This is a genomic window from uncultured Dokdonia sp. (genome assembly GCF_937910895.1).
Taxonomy (GTDB): domain Bacteria; phylum Bacteroidota; class Bacteroidia; order Flavobacteriales; family Flavobacteriaceae; genus Dokdonia.
In genome coordinates, this window is record NZ_CALEMI010000038.1 from 1 (window position 1) to 14,663 (window position 14,663).

General features: G+C 34.2%; 14 protein-coding genes. 7 read left to right on the top strand and 7 right to left on the bottom strand.

Going from position 1 to position 14,663, the window contains the following annotated elements:
• Positions 1–329: 329 nt before the first annotated feature.
• Together Q0505_RS04200 and Q0505_RS04205 are read right to left on the bottom strand one after the other, a co-directional pair.
• Complete coding sequence (locus Q0505_RS04200; protein WP_299209252.1) at positions 330–1,112, bottom strand: C4-type zinc ribbon domain-containing protein; 783 nt, start codon at positions 1,110–1,112, stop codon at positions 330–332.
• A gap of 3 nt (positions 1,113–1,115) precedes the next feature.
• On the bottom strand, positions 1,116–2,210 hold the full coding sequence (locus tag Q0505_RS04205; RefSeq protein WP_299209254.1) for a Nif3-like dinuclear metal center hexameric protein: 1,095 nt from the start codon (positions 2,208–2,210) through the stop codon (positions 1,116–1,118).
• Between the two features lie 48 nt (positions 2,211–2,258).
• Between Q0505_RS04205 and lpxK the strand changes: the two genes are divergently transcribed.
• The gene (gene lpxK / locus Q0505_RS04210) at positions 2,259–3,272 is read left to right on the top strand and encodes a tetraacyldisaccharide 4'-kinase (protein WP_299209257.1); all 1,014 of its coding nucleotides are present in this window, start codon (positions 2,259–2,261) and stop codon (positions 3,270–3,272) included.
• On the opposite strand, the gene Q0505_RS04215 is transcribed toward lpxK, so the two are convergent.
• From Q0505_RS04215 to Q0505_RS04230, 4 genes are all read right to left on the bottom strand, one after another.
• Entirely contained in the window at positions 3,265–5,484 is a 2,220-nt protein-coding gene (locus tag Q0505_RS04215; RefSeq protein WP_299209260.1) for a response regulator, read from the bottom strand. The two genes, lpxK and Q0505_RS04215, sit on opposite strands and share 8 nt — an antisense overlap.
• Positions 5,485–5,518: 34 nt before the next feature.
• Entirely contained in the window at positions 5,519–6,535 is a 1,017-nt protein-coding gene (gene gap / locus Q0505_RS04220) for a type I glyceraldehyde-3-phosphate dehydrogenase (protein ID WP_299209263.1), read from the bottom strand.
• Between the two features lie 4 nt (positions 6,536–6,539).
• A complete protein-coding gene (gene lipA / locus Q0505_RS04225; RefSeq protein ID WP_299209265.1) occupies positions 6,540–7,412 on the bottom strand; it encodes a lipoyl synthase in 873 nt (290 codons plus the stop codon).
• A 72-nt stretch (positions 7,413–7,484) separates the two neighbouring features.
• Entirely contained in the window at positions 7,485–8,216 is a 732-nt protein-coding gene (locus Q0505_RS04230) for a biotin--[acetyl-CoA-carboxylase] ligase (protein ID WP_299209268.1), read from the bottom strand.
• An 84-nt stretch (positions 8,217–8,300) separates the two neighbouring features.
• Here Q0505_RS04230 and rsfS point away from each other — a divergent pair, with 84 nt between their 5' ends.
• The 6 genes from rsfS to Q0505_RS04260 all read left to right on the top strand — a co-directional run bounded on the left by rsfS (position 8,301) and on the right by Q0505_RS04260 (position 13,054).
• Positions 8,301–8,672 carry a ribosome silencing factor gene (rsfS, locus tag Q0505_RS04235; RefSeq protein ID WP_299209271.1) on the top strand — a complete coding sequence of 124 codons (372 nt, stop codon included), beginning with the start codon at positions 8,301–8,303 and terminating at the stop codon, positions 8,670–8,672.
• Positions 8,673–8,685: 13 nt separating this feature from the next.
• Complete coding sequence (ftsH, locus tag Q0505_RS04240; protein ID WP_299209274.1) at positions 8,686–10,632, top strand: ATP-dependent zinc metalloprotease FtsH; 1,947 nt, start codon at positions 8,686–8,688, stop codon at positions 10,630–10,632.
• A gap of 99 nt (positions 10,633–10,731) precedes the next feature.
• Positions 10,732–11,346 (top strand): LUD domain-containing protein, encoded by a 615-nt coding sequence (locus Q0505_RS04245; protein ID WP_299209277.1) that lies wholly within the window; start codon positions 10,732–10,734, stop codon positions 11,344–11,346.
• Between the two features lies 1 nt (position 11,347).
• Positions 11,348–12,151 (top strand): phosphatidate cytidylyltransferase, encoded by an 804-nt coding sequence (locus Q0505_RS04250; RefSeq protein WP_299209280.1) that lies wholly within the window; start codon positions 11,348–11,350, stop codon positions 12,149–12,151.
• A complete protein-coding gene (locus Q0505_RS04255) occupies positions 12,141–12,791 on the top strand; it encodes a phosphatidylserine decarboxylase family protein (RefSeq protein ID WP_299209283.1) in 651 nt (216 codons plus the stop codon). Before Q0505_RS04250 ends, Q0505_RS04255 begins: the two co-directional genes overlap by 11 nt.
• Positions 12,791–13,054 carry an acyl-CoA-binding protein gene (locus tag Q0505_RS04260; protein ID WP_299209285.1) on the top strand — a complete coding sequence of 88 codons (264 nt, stop codon included), beginning with the start codon at positions 12,791–12,793 and terminating at the stop codon, positions 13,052–13,054. The genes Q0505_RS04255 and Q0505_RS04260 overlap by 1 nt, the downstream gene beginning before the upstream one ends.
• Before the next feature lie 75 nt (positions 13,055–13,129).
• Here the strand turns inward: Q0505_RS04260 and Q0505_RS04265 are convergent.
• Positions 13,130–14,663: class I tRNA ligase family protein (locus tag Q0505_RS04265; RefSeq protein WP_299209288.1), on the bottom strand; the 1,534-nt coding region annotated here is incomplete at its 5' end.

Genomic DNA, 14,663 nt, shown 5'->3' on the forward strand with positions numbered 1-14,663 from the left:
GAAAAACTATATACGAAGTTGGTACTCTTTATTTTGACCCAAAAAGATCGGATCTGAGGATTTTTTCGCGAAAGCGTGTCTTAAAAATAAGATTCTATGTTGGCTTCTTATGACCTCATAGTGTCTTGATATTTATAAATAGTTTTCTGTCTTATTTTTATTAGAGCAAAATAAAATTCGCTTCATACCATTAACTTATTTTGGGAAGTGAAGTATTCTATTTATAGTATTAAGAATTTATAATGGCTATACTCAATTATACCTTAAAAAGAAAATGGTCTAGATTTTAATAAAATCTAGACCATTTAAAGATATTATGAGTGTTAAATCTATTTAATAGATTTAAACATAGATTCCATTCTTTCTTGTTCTTCTGTAGCAAGTACGCTGTCTACAAGAATACGACCACTGTGCTCATCGGTTATGATCTTTTTGCGACTCGCTATTTCTACTTGTACTTGAGGTGGGATGGTGAAAAATGATCCTCCAGAAGCTCCACGTTCTATAGCAACAACAGCAAGGCCATTACGAACGTTAGATCGTATGCGCTTGTAGGCTTTAACTAAACGTTCTTCAATTTCTTTTTCAAAATCTTCACTCTTTTTAATAAGTGCTTTTTCTTCTTTTTCAGTTTCGGATAGAATGGCATCTAATTCACTTTTTTTGTGTTTAAGATGGTTATCACGTTCTCCTAGACGCTCTTTAGTGGTAGAGATAACTTCGTTTTTTTGCTCAATTTGAGCTTTAAATTCACGAATGTTTTTCTCTGCAAGCTGTATTTCTAACTCTTGAAACTCGACTTCCTTACTAAGTGCATTAAATTCACGATTATTACGTACATTTTTTTGTTGCTCAGAGTATTTTTTAATAGAAGCTTTAGAATCTTCAATCTGAATTTTCTTTGCTTTTATTTGATCTTCTATGAGAGATAACTCATTATCCAATTTTTCAATACGTTTGTTAAGACCAGCAACCTCATCTTCAAGATCTTCGACTTCTAGAGGTAATTCTCCTCGTACATTTCGTATTTGGTCTATTCTAGAATCTATAAGTTGTAAATCATACAAAGCTCTTAGCTTCTCTTCGACTGTTGATTCTTTTTTCTTTGCCATACTTTATAAATAGTTGATGGGATTGGTATTTTGTTCAGATAAAACGACTGCAAAATTACGAATTTTTTCTGTAAGATAGTCAGCTATTATGTTTTTTGTAAAGCGTTCACTTTCAAAGTGACCAATATCGGCTAATAAAATCCGGTTTTCTGCTTTATAGTAGTCGTGATACTTAAGATCTGCGGTTATATAGATATCTGCGTTGCTTTTGATGGCTTGAGCTATACCAAAAGCTCCACTACCTCCCAAAACAGCCACTTTTTTAATAGGTTTGTTAAGTAATTCAGAATGTCTTATACCACCTGTTTTGAATGTTTTTTTAACAAACTTCAAAAAATCAATTTCTGAAATGGCTTCCTTAAGACTGCCTACCATTCCTAAGCCCACATTTTGAAGGTTGTTGTGGAGATCTGTTATTTCATAAGCTACTTCTTCATACGGATGACTCACAAATAATGATTTCAATATTTTTGATTCAAAATGCTTTTCGTATGTAATGTGTAATTGCGTTTCTGGTTCTTTGTGTTGGATTCCTATACTGCCTATGGTTGGGTTTGCATTTTTGCTTGCGCGAAAAGTGCCTTCGCCAGATACTCCAAAACTACATTGATCATAGTTTCCTATTTGTCCAGCTCCTGCATTAAAAATAGCCTCTTTGACTTTTTCTAAAGATGTATGTGGCACGTAGGTTACTAGTTTACGGATATGCTCTTTTTTAGGAATAAGAATGTGTGTGTCTAAAAGGTTAAGTGCTTTTGCCATTCCATAATTTACCCCGTAGGACACATTATCGAGCGCAGTATGTAGTGCGTAAATAGCAATATCATTTTTAATTGCCTTTAAGATTGATTTCTCTACATAATTTGAACCTACAATTCTTTTTAATCCAGAAAATAAAATAGGATGAAAACAAATAATAAGATTACAGTTTTTGTCAATAGCTTCTTGAACTACACTTTCTAGTGCGTCATGAGTCACTAGAATGTTAGTAAGCTTGGAAGAAGCATCACCTACTAGCAGTCCTACATTGTCAAAATCTTCTGCATAGGGTAATGGAGCCCATTCCTCAAGTATATTGGTAACATCACGTATAGTCATAAATCATATCTTAAAAAAGTAAAGATAAAAATTATACCTTCGTCCTTTATGAAACTGCTACGTAAAATCTTGTTTCCTTTTTCGGGACTCTATTATATCATCACTTTATTGCGTAATAAAGCGTATGACCTAGGCTATTTGTCTTACAAAGAATATCCGCTACCTATTATTTGTATAGGTAATTTGAACACAGGAGGGACTGGCAAAAGCCCTATGACAGAATATTTTATTCAACTTTTAAAAGATGAGTATCATATAGCTACTTTAAGTCGTGGGTATGGAAGGAAAACGAAAGGATATCTTCAGGTTTTTGCAGACAGCCTAGCAAAAAACGTAGGAGATGAACCTTTGCAGTTTGCTAGAAAATTTAAAGATGTTATTGTTGCTGTTTGCGAAGATAGGCGGTTGGGTATTTCTCAGCTTCTACAAAGAACTCCTTCTCCTGAAATGATTATTCTTGATGATGCTTACCAACACCGAAAAGTAAAAGCAGGTTTTCAAGTGGTGCTCACTGCATATCAGGATTTATATGTTAATGATTATTTGTTGCCAGTTGGTAATCTCAGAGAGCCGAGAAGTGGTGTTGATAGAGCAGACGTAATAATCGTGACGAAATGTCCAGAGGGAATTTCTAAAAGAGAAAGAGAGACTGTCATTAGAAAGCTAAAGCCAGCATCACATCAAAAAGTATACTTTACTACGATTAGCTATGATGAGTTTTTTATGTCAGATGATACTAAATTACCTGTCTCTGAATTAAAAAATAAAAAAATTACTTTGGTCACTGGAATTGCAAATCCTACGCCTTTGGTAAGCCATCTTCAGGATCTTGGGTTACATTTTGAGCATAAATCGTATAAGGATCACCATAATTTCGCTTTAAGCGAAATAAAAACATTAGAGACTTGTGAATGTATCGTTACCACAGAAAAAGATTATGTACGTTTATCACCCTTACTTAAAAATAAGCAGTTGTATTATCTTCCCATTAAAGTTTCATTTGTGTCTAATGAAGCTTCTTTTGACAAACAGATATTGGATTTTGTAAAGGATTTTAATTAAATACTTTAGCTTGTTTTAAGCCATTATGTATTTTTTGAAAGAATTCTTCGACCTTATAAGGTTTTGGGATAATATCATTAAAGCCAGCTTCGTGAAATTCGTCTATATTCTCATCTATAGTAACGGCTGTTAAAGCAAGGATTGGGATCTCTTTATCAAAAAGACGTATTTGCTCTGTTGCTTCAATACCACTTATGCCAGGCATGTGAATATCCATAAGTATAAGATCAAAATCTTGGCTTCTTGCTTTTTCTACAGCAATCTCTCCGTTGTCAGCAACATCACATATCATCTTATTTTTTTCTAAGATTTTACGTGTAATCATTTGATTGATCTTGTTGTCTTCGACCACTAGTATTTTTCGATTTTCTAAAGCGACATAATCTATATCGTAAATGATGTGATGAGGATTTGACTCCTGTCCTGCTTGTTTTGTGAGATTGTATTTAATATTAAAAGAAAATTTAGATCCTTTTCCAAGCGTGCTTTCTAATTCTACTTTACTGTCTAGTAGGTCTAATAGATTCTTTACAATAGACAAACCTAATCCAGTTCCTCCAAATTTTCTATTAATAGCAACAGATCCTTGAGTGAAGTTTTGGAAAATATTTTTTTGTTTCTTTTTAGAAATACCTTCTCCTGTATCTTCAATTTCAAAATGGAGATAGGTTTCTGATTCTGTTTGTTTTATTTTTTGGACACGAATATCAACAGTCCCATCACGAGTAAATTTAACAGCATTACCTACAAGATTAATTAATATCTGAGAAATCATAAGTGGATCCCCTAAAACCTCTTCTGGGATGTCTTGGTCAAATTCAAAATTTAGACTATTTCCTTTGTCTTTAGCAGATTTTCCTAAAGCAAATAGCACATCTTCAATACGTTTTTTAAGATTAAATGCCGTTTGCTCTACCTCTACTTTATTTGCTTCTAACTTATTAAGATCTAGTATATTATTAATTAGAGATAATAAGTATTCTCCAGAAAATTTTAGAGAATCAAGATGTTTCTTTTGTTCTTCTGTAGGGTTTTCACTTAGTAATAAATGCGTGAGTCCTGTTACTGCGTACATTGGAGTACGTAATTCGTGAGTTATGGTAGATAAGAATTGTGCTTTTACCATAGACGCTTTTTCTGCATTATCTTTTGCGACTATTAACTCGGTATTTTTTGCTTGTAGTAACTCGTTTGCTTTGGTTCTAAGGTTATTGTTTTTATATAATGATAAAATTAATAATGATAAAATAGTAATCATAGCAATACTCAATACTGTAGTAAGCGTATTTGCTTTTATTGATCTAGTTCTTTCTAATTCTATATCTTTTTGTAATTGATCAGTAAGCTCTTTATTTTCGCTAAGAGGATTTATAACTAGTTCAGTTTCTTTATTTTTTCTAGTATTCTCTATGTAATTATTATAAAGAGTGATATGCTCATAAGCTTTAGAAGTGTCATTTTGTTCTTTTGCAATACGGCTACTTATTCTGTAAGATTCTGATAAGAGATTAGGATAATTTTCTATAGCGCTTATTTCCTGCGCAATATTAATAGCCATGCTAGCTTCTTCTATTTTTTTCTGAAGCAATAAAACTTCTGCCTTTTGGATATTGCTTTTGGCTATTAGAAATTTATTTCCAGCATCATTAGCTTGCGTAATAGCTAAATTAAATAACTCCTCAGCGTTTTGAGTGTTGTTTTTGGTTAAGGCGATAGTACCTTGCGTGATATATACTTTAGATAGTAATACAGGGCGTCTTCTATTTTTAAGAATTTTTTCTGCTTTTTCTAGGTATTCGGAAGCTTTTGGGTAGTTTCTTTCTTGTAGCTCTATTTGTGCAGCAGTAATGTAACTCTGCCCTAAACTTTCTTCATTGCTATTTTGGTCAAGTTGCATCTTGATAGCAAGTTCATTTTCTTCTCTTGCTTTTTGAATATTCCCTGTGAGAAGATATAATCGCGATAGTGCACTTGATGCAAGACCTATCCTTCCTTTATTGTTGGTTTGTTCTGCCAATATTCTAGCTCTTGTCATAATCTGAGCAGAAGTATTGTAGTCATTATTTTCAATAGCAGTAGCTGCTACTGTTAGTAAAGAGTCAATTTTTTGATTCGTAACCTTTTGAGTAGCGAGGTCTACTTCTTGAGCCACAATAGACGTGGAAACAGTAAACAGCATCAAGAGCAGAAGACGGATTAAAAACTTGCTCATATATTAAGTTATATTTGACAAATACGAATATATATTATTTCCTGCTAATGGATGAAATTAAATCGATAATTCGACTAGAATACCCAATTTCATTATCGTACCAACCTATGATTTTTACCATTTTGCCAATAACAGAAGTCATCTGAGAGTCAAAAATACAGGAATGTGTATTGCCTATGATGTCAACAGAGACTAGTGGTAAGTTAGTGTATTCTATGATTCCTTTCAAATCTGTTTGTGAAGCTTTTTTTAAAGCATTGTTTATGGCTTCAATCGTAGTGTCCCTTTTTACATTAAATGTAATATCTGTAAGAGAACCATTAGCAATAGGGACTCTAATACCACAACCTCCAATCACATTTGCAAGATGTGGAAAAATCTTTGTAAGCGCTTTTGCTGCTCCAGTGGTAGTGGGAACAATGCTTTGACCTGCAGCTCTTGCTCTACGTAGGTCCCTATGAGGCTGGTCATGGAGACTTTGATCTGTAGTGTAAGAATGAATAGTAGTGATATACGCTTGTTCAATACCACATAGTTGATCTATCACTTTGATCATAGGAGCGGCGTTGTTGGTAGTACAAGATGCATTCGATATAATCGTATCTGTGTCCTCAAGAATATGATCGTTCACGCCAAGAACGATGATTTTGATTTGATCATCTTGAGGAGGAACTGTTAGAATTACTTTTTTTGCTCCATTAGCAATGTGGTATTTTAACTCTGCTTTGGTCTTGTATTTTCCTGTAGATTCAATGACAATGTCTGGCTGTACTGTTTTCCAAGGGATATATTTGATATCTGGACTATTAAATAATAGAATTTCTTTGTCATTTACAATAATTGTAGAGTGGTTTTGTTCGCTTTCGCGAAAGCGAACATCTGCATTAAAGATACCGTGAATACTGTCAAATTTTAATAGATGACTTAAGGTATGAGCGTCTGCTATGTCATTTATAGCAACGACTTCTATATCTTTATGATTATGAAGAAGTTTGAAAAGATTTCGACCTATGCGTCCAAAACCATTTATGGCAACTTTGATAGTGCTCATAAGATTATGTAAGATGCTTTTGAGCTTTGTATGAAGACCGAACTAGAGCTCCACTTTCTACATGCCTAAAGCCCATTTTTAGTCCTATTTCTTCATATTTTTTAAATTGATCTGGCGTAATAAACTGTTTTACGGGAAGATGTTTTTTTGATGGTTGTAGGTATTGACCTATCGTTACAATATCTAGATTAACAGATCGCAAGTCTTCTAGTGTTTGTATGACTTCTGCTTCAGTTTCTCCCAATCCAAGCATAATACCAGATTTTGTTCTAGCGATGCCATGATCCTTAAGGTATTTTAAAACGCCAAGACTACGTTCATATTTCGCTTGTATACGAACTTCGCGAGTAAGTCGTTTTACGGTTTCCATATTATGAGAAACTACTTCTGGATGTACGTCTATAATTCTATCAAGTAGATCTTCTCTTCCTTGAAAATCAGGAATTAATGTCTCTAGTGTGGTCTCAGGATTCATGCGGCGTATTGCTTTTACTGTTTCGCCCCATATAATAGTTCCCATATCTTTTAAGTCATCTCTGTCTACAGATGTTATTACTGCGTGCTTTATAGCCATGATCTTTATTGATCGCGCTACTTTTTCTGGTTCTTCCCAGTCTACAGTTTCAGGTCTTCCAGTCTTTACACCACAAAACCCGCATGAACGCGTACAAATGTTACCCAAAATCATAAAGGTAGCAGTACCTTCACTCCAGCACTCTCCCATATTAGGGCAACTACCTGAGGTACATATTGTATGTAAGTCATATTTGTCTACGAGCCCTCTGAGTTCTGTGTATTTTTTTCCTGTAGGTAATTTAACGCGTAACCATTTAGGCTTAGGTTGTCTAACTGGTGATACTATTGTTTCTTCTTGCATAGCTTATATAAAGAGTAACAAAGATACGAATAAAAGGATTTTTGATAGCAGTTGTGAGAGAGTAATCTCATCTTAAAAAAGCAATTGGATCTCTTTTAAATCGTATTCATTAACGATGTTGTCCTCTTCCAATAAAATAAGCTTGCCTTGATCTGTAACACCTTGGATAATCCCTACAAACTGCTCTTGGTTTGAATTTAAAAAAGTGGAAGGTTTATCTTTTCTGAATAGATAGGTTTCGTACTCTTTTTTAATAGTTTTAAAATTTCCATCAAGAAGCATTTTTACGTAGTGATGAAATTGTTCAAGGAGCAGATTTAAAATCTCTTGAAGATCAAAGTGAATCCCTGTTTGCATCTTTATGGAAGTAGCTCTTGGGACGTTTTCCCAGACGGTTTGGTTGACATTAAGTCCTACGCCAATAACCATCGCATTTAATTCTCCTTTTTTTATGACATTTTCGATAAGGATACCACATATTTTTTGCTTGCCTGACAAGATGTCGTTAGGCCATTTTACGCGAACATTTTTTATAAGTAATTTCTCTAAAACATCCTTCACCGCGAGAGATGCTGCCATTAAAGCATAAAACTGTTGATCTATCGTGATTTGTTGAATTTTTCTAAAGACGCTGAAAGTTAGGTTTTTACCTGAATCTGTAGCCCAAATAGTACCCATTTGACCGCGGCCATGAGTCTGGTTTAAAGCCCACACGACAGTGTCCTCTTCGAGTTTTTCTTCTTTGGCTAATGACTTTAGATAGTCGTTAGTTGAATCGGTGGTATGAAGTTTGACTATACGCATACAGGTTATTATATTATTTAAACTTATGTTAAGAAGGTTGATAAACGTAAATTTGTAATAACTTTGTGTAAATAAAAGGATTTAATGGTAAAAAAGGAAACAAGCGCAGATCAATTAATTGCAAAAATTATAGAAGGAATAGAAGAAGTTAAAGGGCAAAACATTGATATTCTGGATTTAAGGGATATTGAAAACACGGTTTGCGATTATTTTATTATTTGTGATGGTACTTCAAACACCCAAGTAGCAGCAATAGTAAATTCTATTCAAAAAGTTGCTAGTAAAGAATTAAAGGAAAAACCTTGGCACGTAGAAGGTTTGGATAATTCAGAATGGGTACTCATGGACTACGTTAATGTGGTAGTACATGTTTTCCAAAAACACATAAGAGAATTTTACGATATAGAAAGCCTATGGGGTGATGCAAAGATTACCTCTATAGCAACCAGTTATTAAAAAAAAATAGTGAATGTCTAAAGAAACAAAAAATACACCCCCAGCTAATAAACCTAAATTTAGTAATTATTGGATTTATGGATTAATAGTAGTCATCTTTATTGCTATTAGCATGTTTAGCGGTAACGGAGGTTTTGGAGAACCTAAAAAGATTAGTTATTCTGAGTACACAAAATATCTTAAAGATGGAGATGTTGAGTTAGTTTTCATCATCACAAATAGAAAAGAGGCTAAAATTTTCTTGACTCCAGACGCGAAGCAAAAAGAAGTTCATAAAAACAAGAAAAGCGGTCAATTGATGCCCAAATCTCAAGGTGTCGCAGATTATGTCATTAGTTATGTAGATGGCGGTGATTTTGTAAAATCATTTGATGAGACTGTTGAGAAATATGAGTTATCTGCGACTAGAGACGCTGATGAAGAGCATAGCTTTTTTGATATGATTGCTCCCATATTACCTATTATATTAATTGTTGGGATATGGATATTTATTATGAGACGTATGTCGGCAGGTTCTGGAGGAGGTCCAGGTGGTCAGATATTTAATATTGGGAAGTCAAAAGCAAAACTTTTTGATGAAAAGGTAGATGTTAAAACATCTTTCAAAGACGTCGCTGGATTAGAAGGAGCAAAAGAAGAAGTACAAGAAATTGTAGATTTTCTTAAAAACCCAGAAAAATATACAAGCCTTGGTGGAAAAATACCTAAAGGAGCCTTATTAGTTGGGCAACCAGGTACGGGTAAGACACTCCTTGCTAAAGCTGTTGCTGGAGAGGCAAAAGTGCCTTTTTTCTCGCTATCAGGATCTGATTTTGTAGAAATGTTTGTAGGAGTAGGAGCTTCTCGTGTAAGAGATTTATTTAAACAAGCGAAGGAAAAGTCGCCTGCAATTATTTTTATAGATGAGATTGATGCTATAGGAAGAGCTCGTGGGAAAAATAATTTTTCGGGGTCTAACGATGAAAGGGAAAACACACTTAATCAGTTATTAACTGAAATGGATGGTTTTGGAACAAATACAAATGTTATTGTACTGGCAGCGACCAACCGTGCAGATGTTTTAGATAAAGCATTGATGAGGGCTGGTAGGTTTGATAGACAAATTTATGTAGATCTTCCAGACGTAAGAGAGCGTAAAGAAATTTTTGAAGTTCATTTACGTCCTTTAAAGAAAAATGAGGGATTAGATATAGACTTTTTGGCGAAGCAAACTCCAGGGTTTTCTGGAGCCGATATAGCCAATGTTTGTAATGAAGCAGCTTTAATTGCAGCACGTAAAGGAAATAAAGCTGTAGGGAAACAAGACTTCTTAGATGCTGTCGATAGAATCGTAGGTGGTCTTGAAAAGAAAAATAAGATTATTACTCCAGACGAAAAGAAAGCAATTGCATATCACGAAGCTGGTCATGCGACGGTAAGTTGGATGCTAGAGCATGCAGCACCTCTTGTAAAAGTAACTATTGTCCCTAGAGGGCAATCTCTAGGAGCGGCTTGGTATCTTCCAGAAGAACGTCTTATTGTGCGCCCTAAGCAGATGCTAGATGAAATGTGTGCCGCATTAGGAGGAAGAGCTGCAGAAAAAGTGATTTTTGATGAAATATCTACAGGAGCTCTTAGTGATTTAGAAAAAGTGACTAAGCAAGCCCGTATGATGGTGACGGTATATGGACTTAATGATAAAATAGGAAACCTTACGTATTATGATTCGTCAGGTCAATCTGAATATAATTTCAGTAAGCCTTACAGCGAGAAAACGGCAGAATTGATTGATAAAGAGATCTCTGCTATCGTGGAAGAGCAATATCAAAGAGCTATTGAATTATTAAAAGCTAACAAAGATAAGTTAAGCCAATTAGCAGATTTACTTTTAGAAAAAGAAGTTATCTTTAAAGATAATTTATTAGAAATTTTTGGAGATCGTCCTTTTGGAAAAAAGGAAGAAACTGAAGCAATAACATAAACTTTTCTTTAATAATAGAATTAAAACTTGATTTAACTTATCGTTAAATCAAGTTTTTTTATATTTGAAGAACTTGTACGCTCCAATCTAAATCTCAATATGAGTCTATTTAGAAAATTATTTAAAAAAGAATCTAAATCAGACAGCCCTCGTTCTGATAGAAATCAAGACGAGCGCAGTAAGTATATGCCTGATGTTCACACACCCGCAGATGAGCGTTTCACAAAAAACTTCATTCTTAACGGTGGTAAATTTTTGTATGCTGTTAATCTGGAGGAACTCAAAGAAAATTTTGATGACATTTTGCTAGAAAATGATTGGTACGAAACAAAATCATTTTGCTTTGATAAACACCTAGAAGATATATTTAAAGGATACAATCTTGAATTTAGTCAAAATAGGGACGCTTCCTTTTTTTTAACAACCTGTGAAAGTCTTATTGCTGATAATGGCTCTATCCTCGTAAGTTCACATCAATTAAAAGAGTTAAAGCTTCAAGAATTCCCAAAATCTATGGTTGTATTTGCAACAACAAGTCAAATTGTAAATAACATAGGTGAAGGATTACGACTTATTAAAAATAAAAATAAAGGGAATATCCCAAGTAATATTACAACGATTAAGCATTTTGAAGCTAGTGAAGACGAAAAAGACTTTATGTCTTATGGAAGCAGTACAAAAAATTTATATTTGCTACTGTTAGAAGATTTGTAATATGCGCGAGGTTTTTATTAGGGGACTTTCTGGAGTATTGTATGTAGCATTTTTGCTTCTTGCAATATTCTCCTTAGAAAATATATATCAGATATTAATATTGCTTTTTGGTGTTTTGTGCTTGTATGAGTTTTTACGATTGGTAAAAATAAAATCAATACTTCCTTATCTTCTATTGATAGCAGCCACTTTAGTCTTTTGTTATTTCAAGTTATTTAAACAAATAACCCTTGTCTTTTTGTCAATTACTATTATGACAAATTTGTATCTCATTAAAAATTTAATACGACCTTCAGAAAAATATATTACAATAGCTCAGAAATATATCTACTTATTTTTTTATATCATAGGAGGTTTTATTTTTACCATATTATTACCATCATATCAAGGGGAGTATACATCTTACTTAGTAGCAAGTGTCTTTGCTCTGATATGGATAAATGATACGTTTGCCTTTATCGTTGGGAAGAGTATAGGAAAGCATAAACTCTTAGAACGTATTTCTCCCAAAAAGACAGTAGAAGGTTTTTTAGGAGGTCTTGTTTTTTCATGTATTGCTAGTATTTTTATTTATAAATTTACAGAACTTTTAAGTATTCAACTATGGATCACTGTCGCTGTAGTAACTTCAGTATTTGGGACGTTAGGAGATTTAATACAATCGCAATTAAAAAGACAGGCAGGGGTTAAGGATAGTGGGCAGTTGATGCCTGGTCATGGTGGTATCTATGATAGATTAGACAGTATCATTTTTGCGAGTCCATTTATTTATTTATTTTTAATAGTATTAGAGCATGTTTCATAAAGAAGGAAGTAAAATTATTATTATTGCACTGGGTCTTTTTACAGTTGGATTATTAACTGCAAATCGATTTTTAGAAAAAGGCTGGTTGTTTTACGTAATAGTAGCTACATTAATAGTACTTCTAATACTTGTCCTTCAGTTTTTTAGAAATCCAAGTCGCATAGCTCCTAATGATAATGGAGTTATTGTTTCTCCAGTAGACGGGAAAGTCGTTGTGATAGAAGAGGTGTTTGAAAAAGAATATTTCAAAGACAAACGTTTACAAGTTTCTGTCTTTATGTCACCATTGAATGTGCACGTCACAAGATATCCTGGAGGAGGTAAAGTCACTTACAGCAAATACCATCCTGGTAAATATCTGGTCGCTTGGCATCCCAAGGCAAGTGAAGAAAATGAGCGTACAACCGTAGTGGTTAACACTGAAAAGTTTGGTGAAGTGATGTATAGACAAATTGCTGGAGCACTTGCTAAACGAATTGTAAACTATGCAGAAGAAGGTGGTGAAGTAACTCAAGGAGGTGAAAGTGGTTTTATTAAATTTGGATCGCGTGTTGATATTTATCTCCCTTTAGGAACCAATATCGCCGTAGACTTAAACCAAAAAGTAAAAGGCGCATCATCAATAATAGCGACACTATAATGGGAAAAGAAGCGATCCATACCGAATTTTGGGACGCTTTTAAAAGAGTGAGAGAAGCTACACAAGAGTTCCCCCCAGATGTTTTATTGCAGTTTTATGCACTTTATAAACAAGCAACACAAGAAAACACATTTAGCTATCAATCTGGAGAGCATGAACTTGTCAGCGCTTTTAAAATGAACGCCTTACTCCAAGTAAAAAGCTTAACGAGCGATGAAGCAAAAAGAGAATATATAGAGCTAACCAATAAATATATAAAATAAACCTATTTTCCTAAAAATAAAAAATGCGCTTATCAATTCGATAAGCGCATTTTTTATATATAAGACTCAAAAAAGTTATGACAAACTCTTTAGTCTTTTTTCTAGTGTCTCAATGGTTGCTTCAGCGTCTGCCATTTTTTGTTTTTCGATAGCGACTACTTTTTCTGGAGCATTGTTGACAAAACGCTCATTACTGAGTTTCTTAGCAACAGATTGTAAAAAGCCTTTTGTGTACTTTAATTCTTCTTCTATTTTGGCTGTTTCAGCTTCTACATCAATAGCTCCAGCAAGAGGGATAAAGTATTCATTAGACTTTACTCTAAAAGAGAGGGCTCCATCTAAGGGCGCTTTCGCGAAAGCGATTTTATCCACATTTCCAAGTTTAGCGATAACCGTATCAAAATCTGAAGAAATAGCTTCATGATTTACTACATGCAACTCAATTGCATCTTTAAAAGCGATATTTTTACTCTTACGTATCGTTCTGATCCCAGAAATTACTTGAGAAGTATATTCAAAATCTGAAATTAGTTGCTCATTCACAGATTCTTGTTTTGGCCAATGGTTGATAATTAATGCTTCTTCTGGTGTACGATCTGTAATAGTTTGCCATATCTCTTCACTCGCAAAAGGAATAAATGGATGCAAGATGCGTAAATTATTTTCCAAGGCATTAATCACAGCATTATAGGTCTTGCGATCTATAGGTTGTTGATAGGCTGGTTTTATGATTTCTAGTAACCATCCACAGAAATCGTCCCATACCAGTTTATACGTTGCCATTAAAGCATTACTGATACGATATTTAGAAAAATGATCTTCTATTTCTAAGAGTGTCTTATTGAATTTTGAAGTATACCATTCGATGCCAATTTTACTAGCTTCAGGTTGTGGAATATCATCGCTAATTTCCCATCCCTGAATCAATCGAAAAGCATTCCAGTTTTTATTGATAAATTTCTTTCCTTGATCACAAAGCTCTTCATCAAACATCAAGTCATTTCCTGCGGCACTACTTAATAGCAGTCCTACACGCACGCCATCAGCTCCATAGTCATCTATAAGTTTGAGAGCATCTGGGGAGTTTCCTAATGATTTAGACATCTTACGACCCTGCTTATCGCGTACTAATCCTGTTAAGTACACATTTTCAAAAGGACGTTTGCCAGTGTACTCATAGCCAGCAATGATCATACGCGCTACCCAGAAAAACAAAATATCAGGTCCCGTTACCAAATCATTGGTAGGGTAGTAGTAGTTAAATTCTTCATTGTCAGGATGACGTATGCCGTCAAAAACACTCATTGGCCATAACCAAGAAGAAAACCATGTATCTAATACATCTTCATCTTGCTTTAGAATTGCTTCTGGCGATAGATTGAGTTTAGCTCTTGCTTCTTCTTCACTCTTAGCAGCAGTATGGTTACCATCAATATCATAATAAACTGGAATTCTGTGCCCCCACCATAATTGTCTAGAAATACACCAATCTTGTATATTTCTCATCCATGCAAAATACATGTTTTCATATTGCTTTGGCACAAGCTCTATTTGACCATTTTCTACAGCTTCAATTGCTGGTTTTGCAAGAGAATCTACTTTTACAAAC

Bases quoted from the DNA above. Each gene is read 5' to 3' on its own strand.
- lipA (WP_299209265.1), bottom strand. From the start codon at position 7,412: ATGCAAGAAGAAACAATAGTATCACCAGTTAGACAACCTAAGCCTAAA.
- Q0505_RS04230 (WP_299209268.1), bottom strand. From the start codon at position 8,216: ATGCGTATAGTCAAACTTCATACCACCGATTCAACTAACGACTATCTA.
- lpxK (WP_299209257.1), top strand. From the start codon at position 2,259: ATGAAACTGCTACGTAAAATCTTGTTTCCTTTTTCGGGACTCTATTAT.
- Q0505_RS04255 (WP_299209283.1), top strand. From the start codon at position 12,141: ATGTTTCATAAAGAAGGAAGTAAAATTATTATTATTGCACTGGGTCTT.
- Q0505_RS04200 (WP_299209252.1), bottom strand. From the start codon at position 1,112: ATGGCAAAGAAAAAAGAATCAACAGTCGAAGAGAAGCTAAGAGCTTTG.
- Q0505_RS04245 (WP_299209277.1), top strand. From the start codon at position 10,732: ATGAGTCTATTTAGAAAATTATTTAAAAAAGAATCTAAATCAGACAGC.
- ftsH (WP_299209274.1), top strand. From the start codon at position 8,686: ATGTCTAAAGAAACAAAAAATACACCCCCAGCTAATAAACCTAAATTT.
- rsfS (WP_299209271.1), top strand. From the start codon at position 8,301: ATGGTAAAAAAGGAAACAAGCGCAGATCAATTAATTGCAAAAATTATA.
- Q0505_RS04205 (WP_299209254.1), bottom strand. From the start codon at position 2,210: ATGACTATACGTGATGTTACCAATATACTTGAGGAATGGGCTCCATTA.
- Q0505_RS04250 (WP_299209280.1), top strand. From the start codon at position 11,348: ATGCGCGAGGTTTTTATTAGGGGACTTTCTGGAGTATTGTATGTAGCA.
- gap (WP_299209263.1), bottom strand. From the start codon at position 6,535: ATGAGCACTATCAAAGTTGCCATAAATGGTTTTGGACGCATAGGTCGA.
- Q0505_RS04215 (WP_299209260.1), bottom strand. From the start codon at position 5,484: ATGAGCAAGTTTTTAATCCGTCTTCTGCTCTTGATGCTGTTTACTGTT.
- Q0505_RS04260 (WP_299209285.1), top strand. From the start codon at position 12,791: ATGGGAAAAGAAGCGATCCATACCGAATTTTGGGACGCTTTTAAAAGA.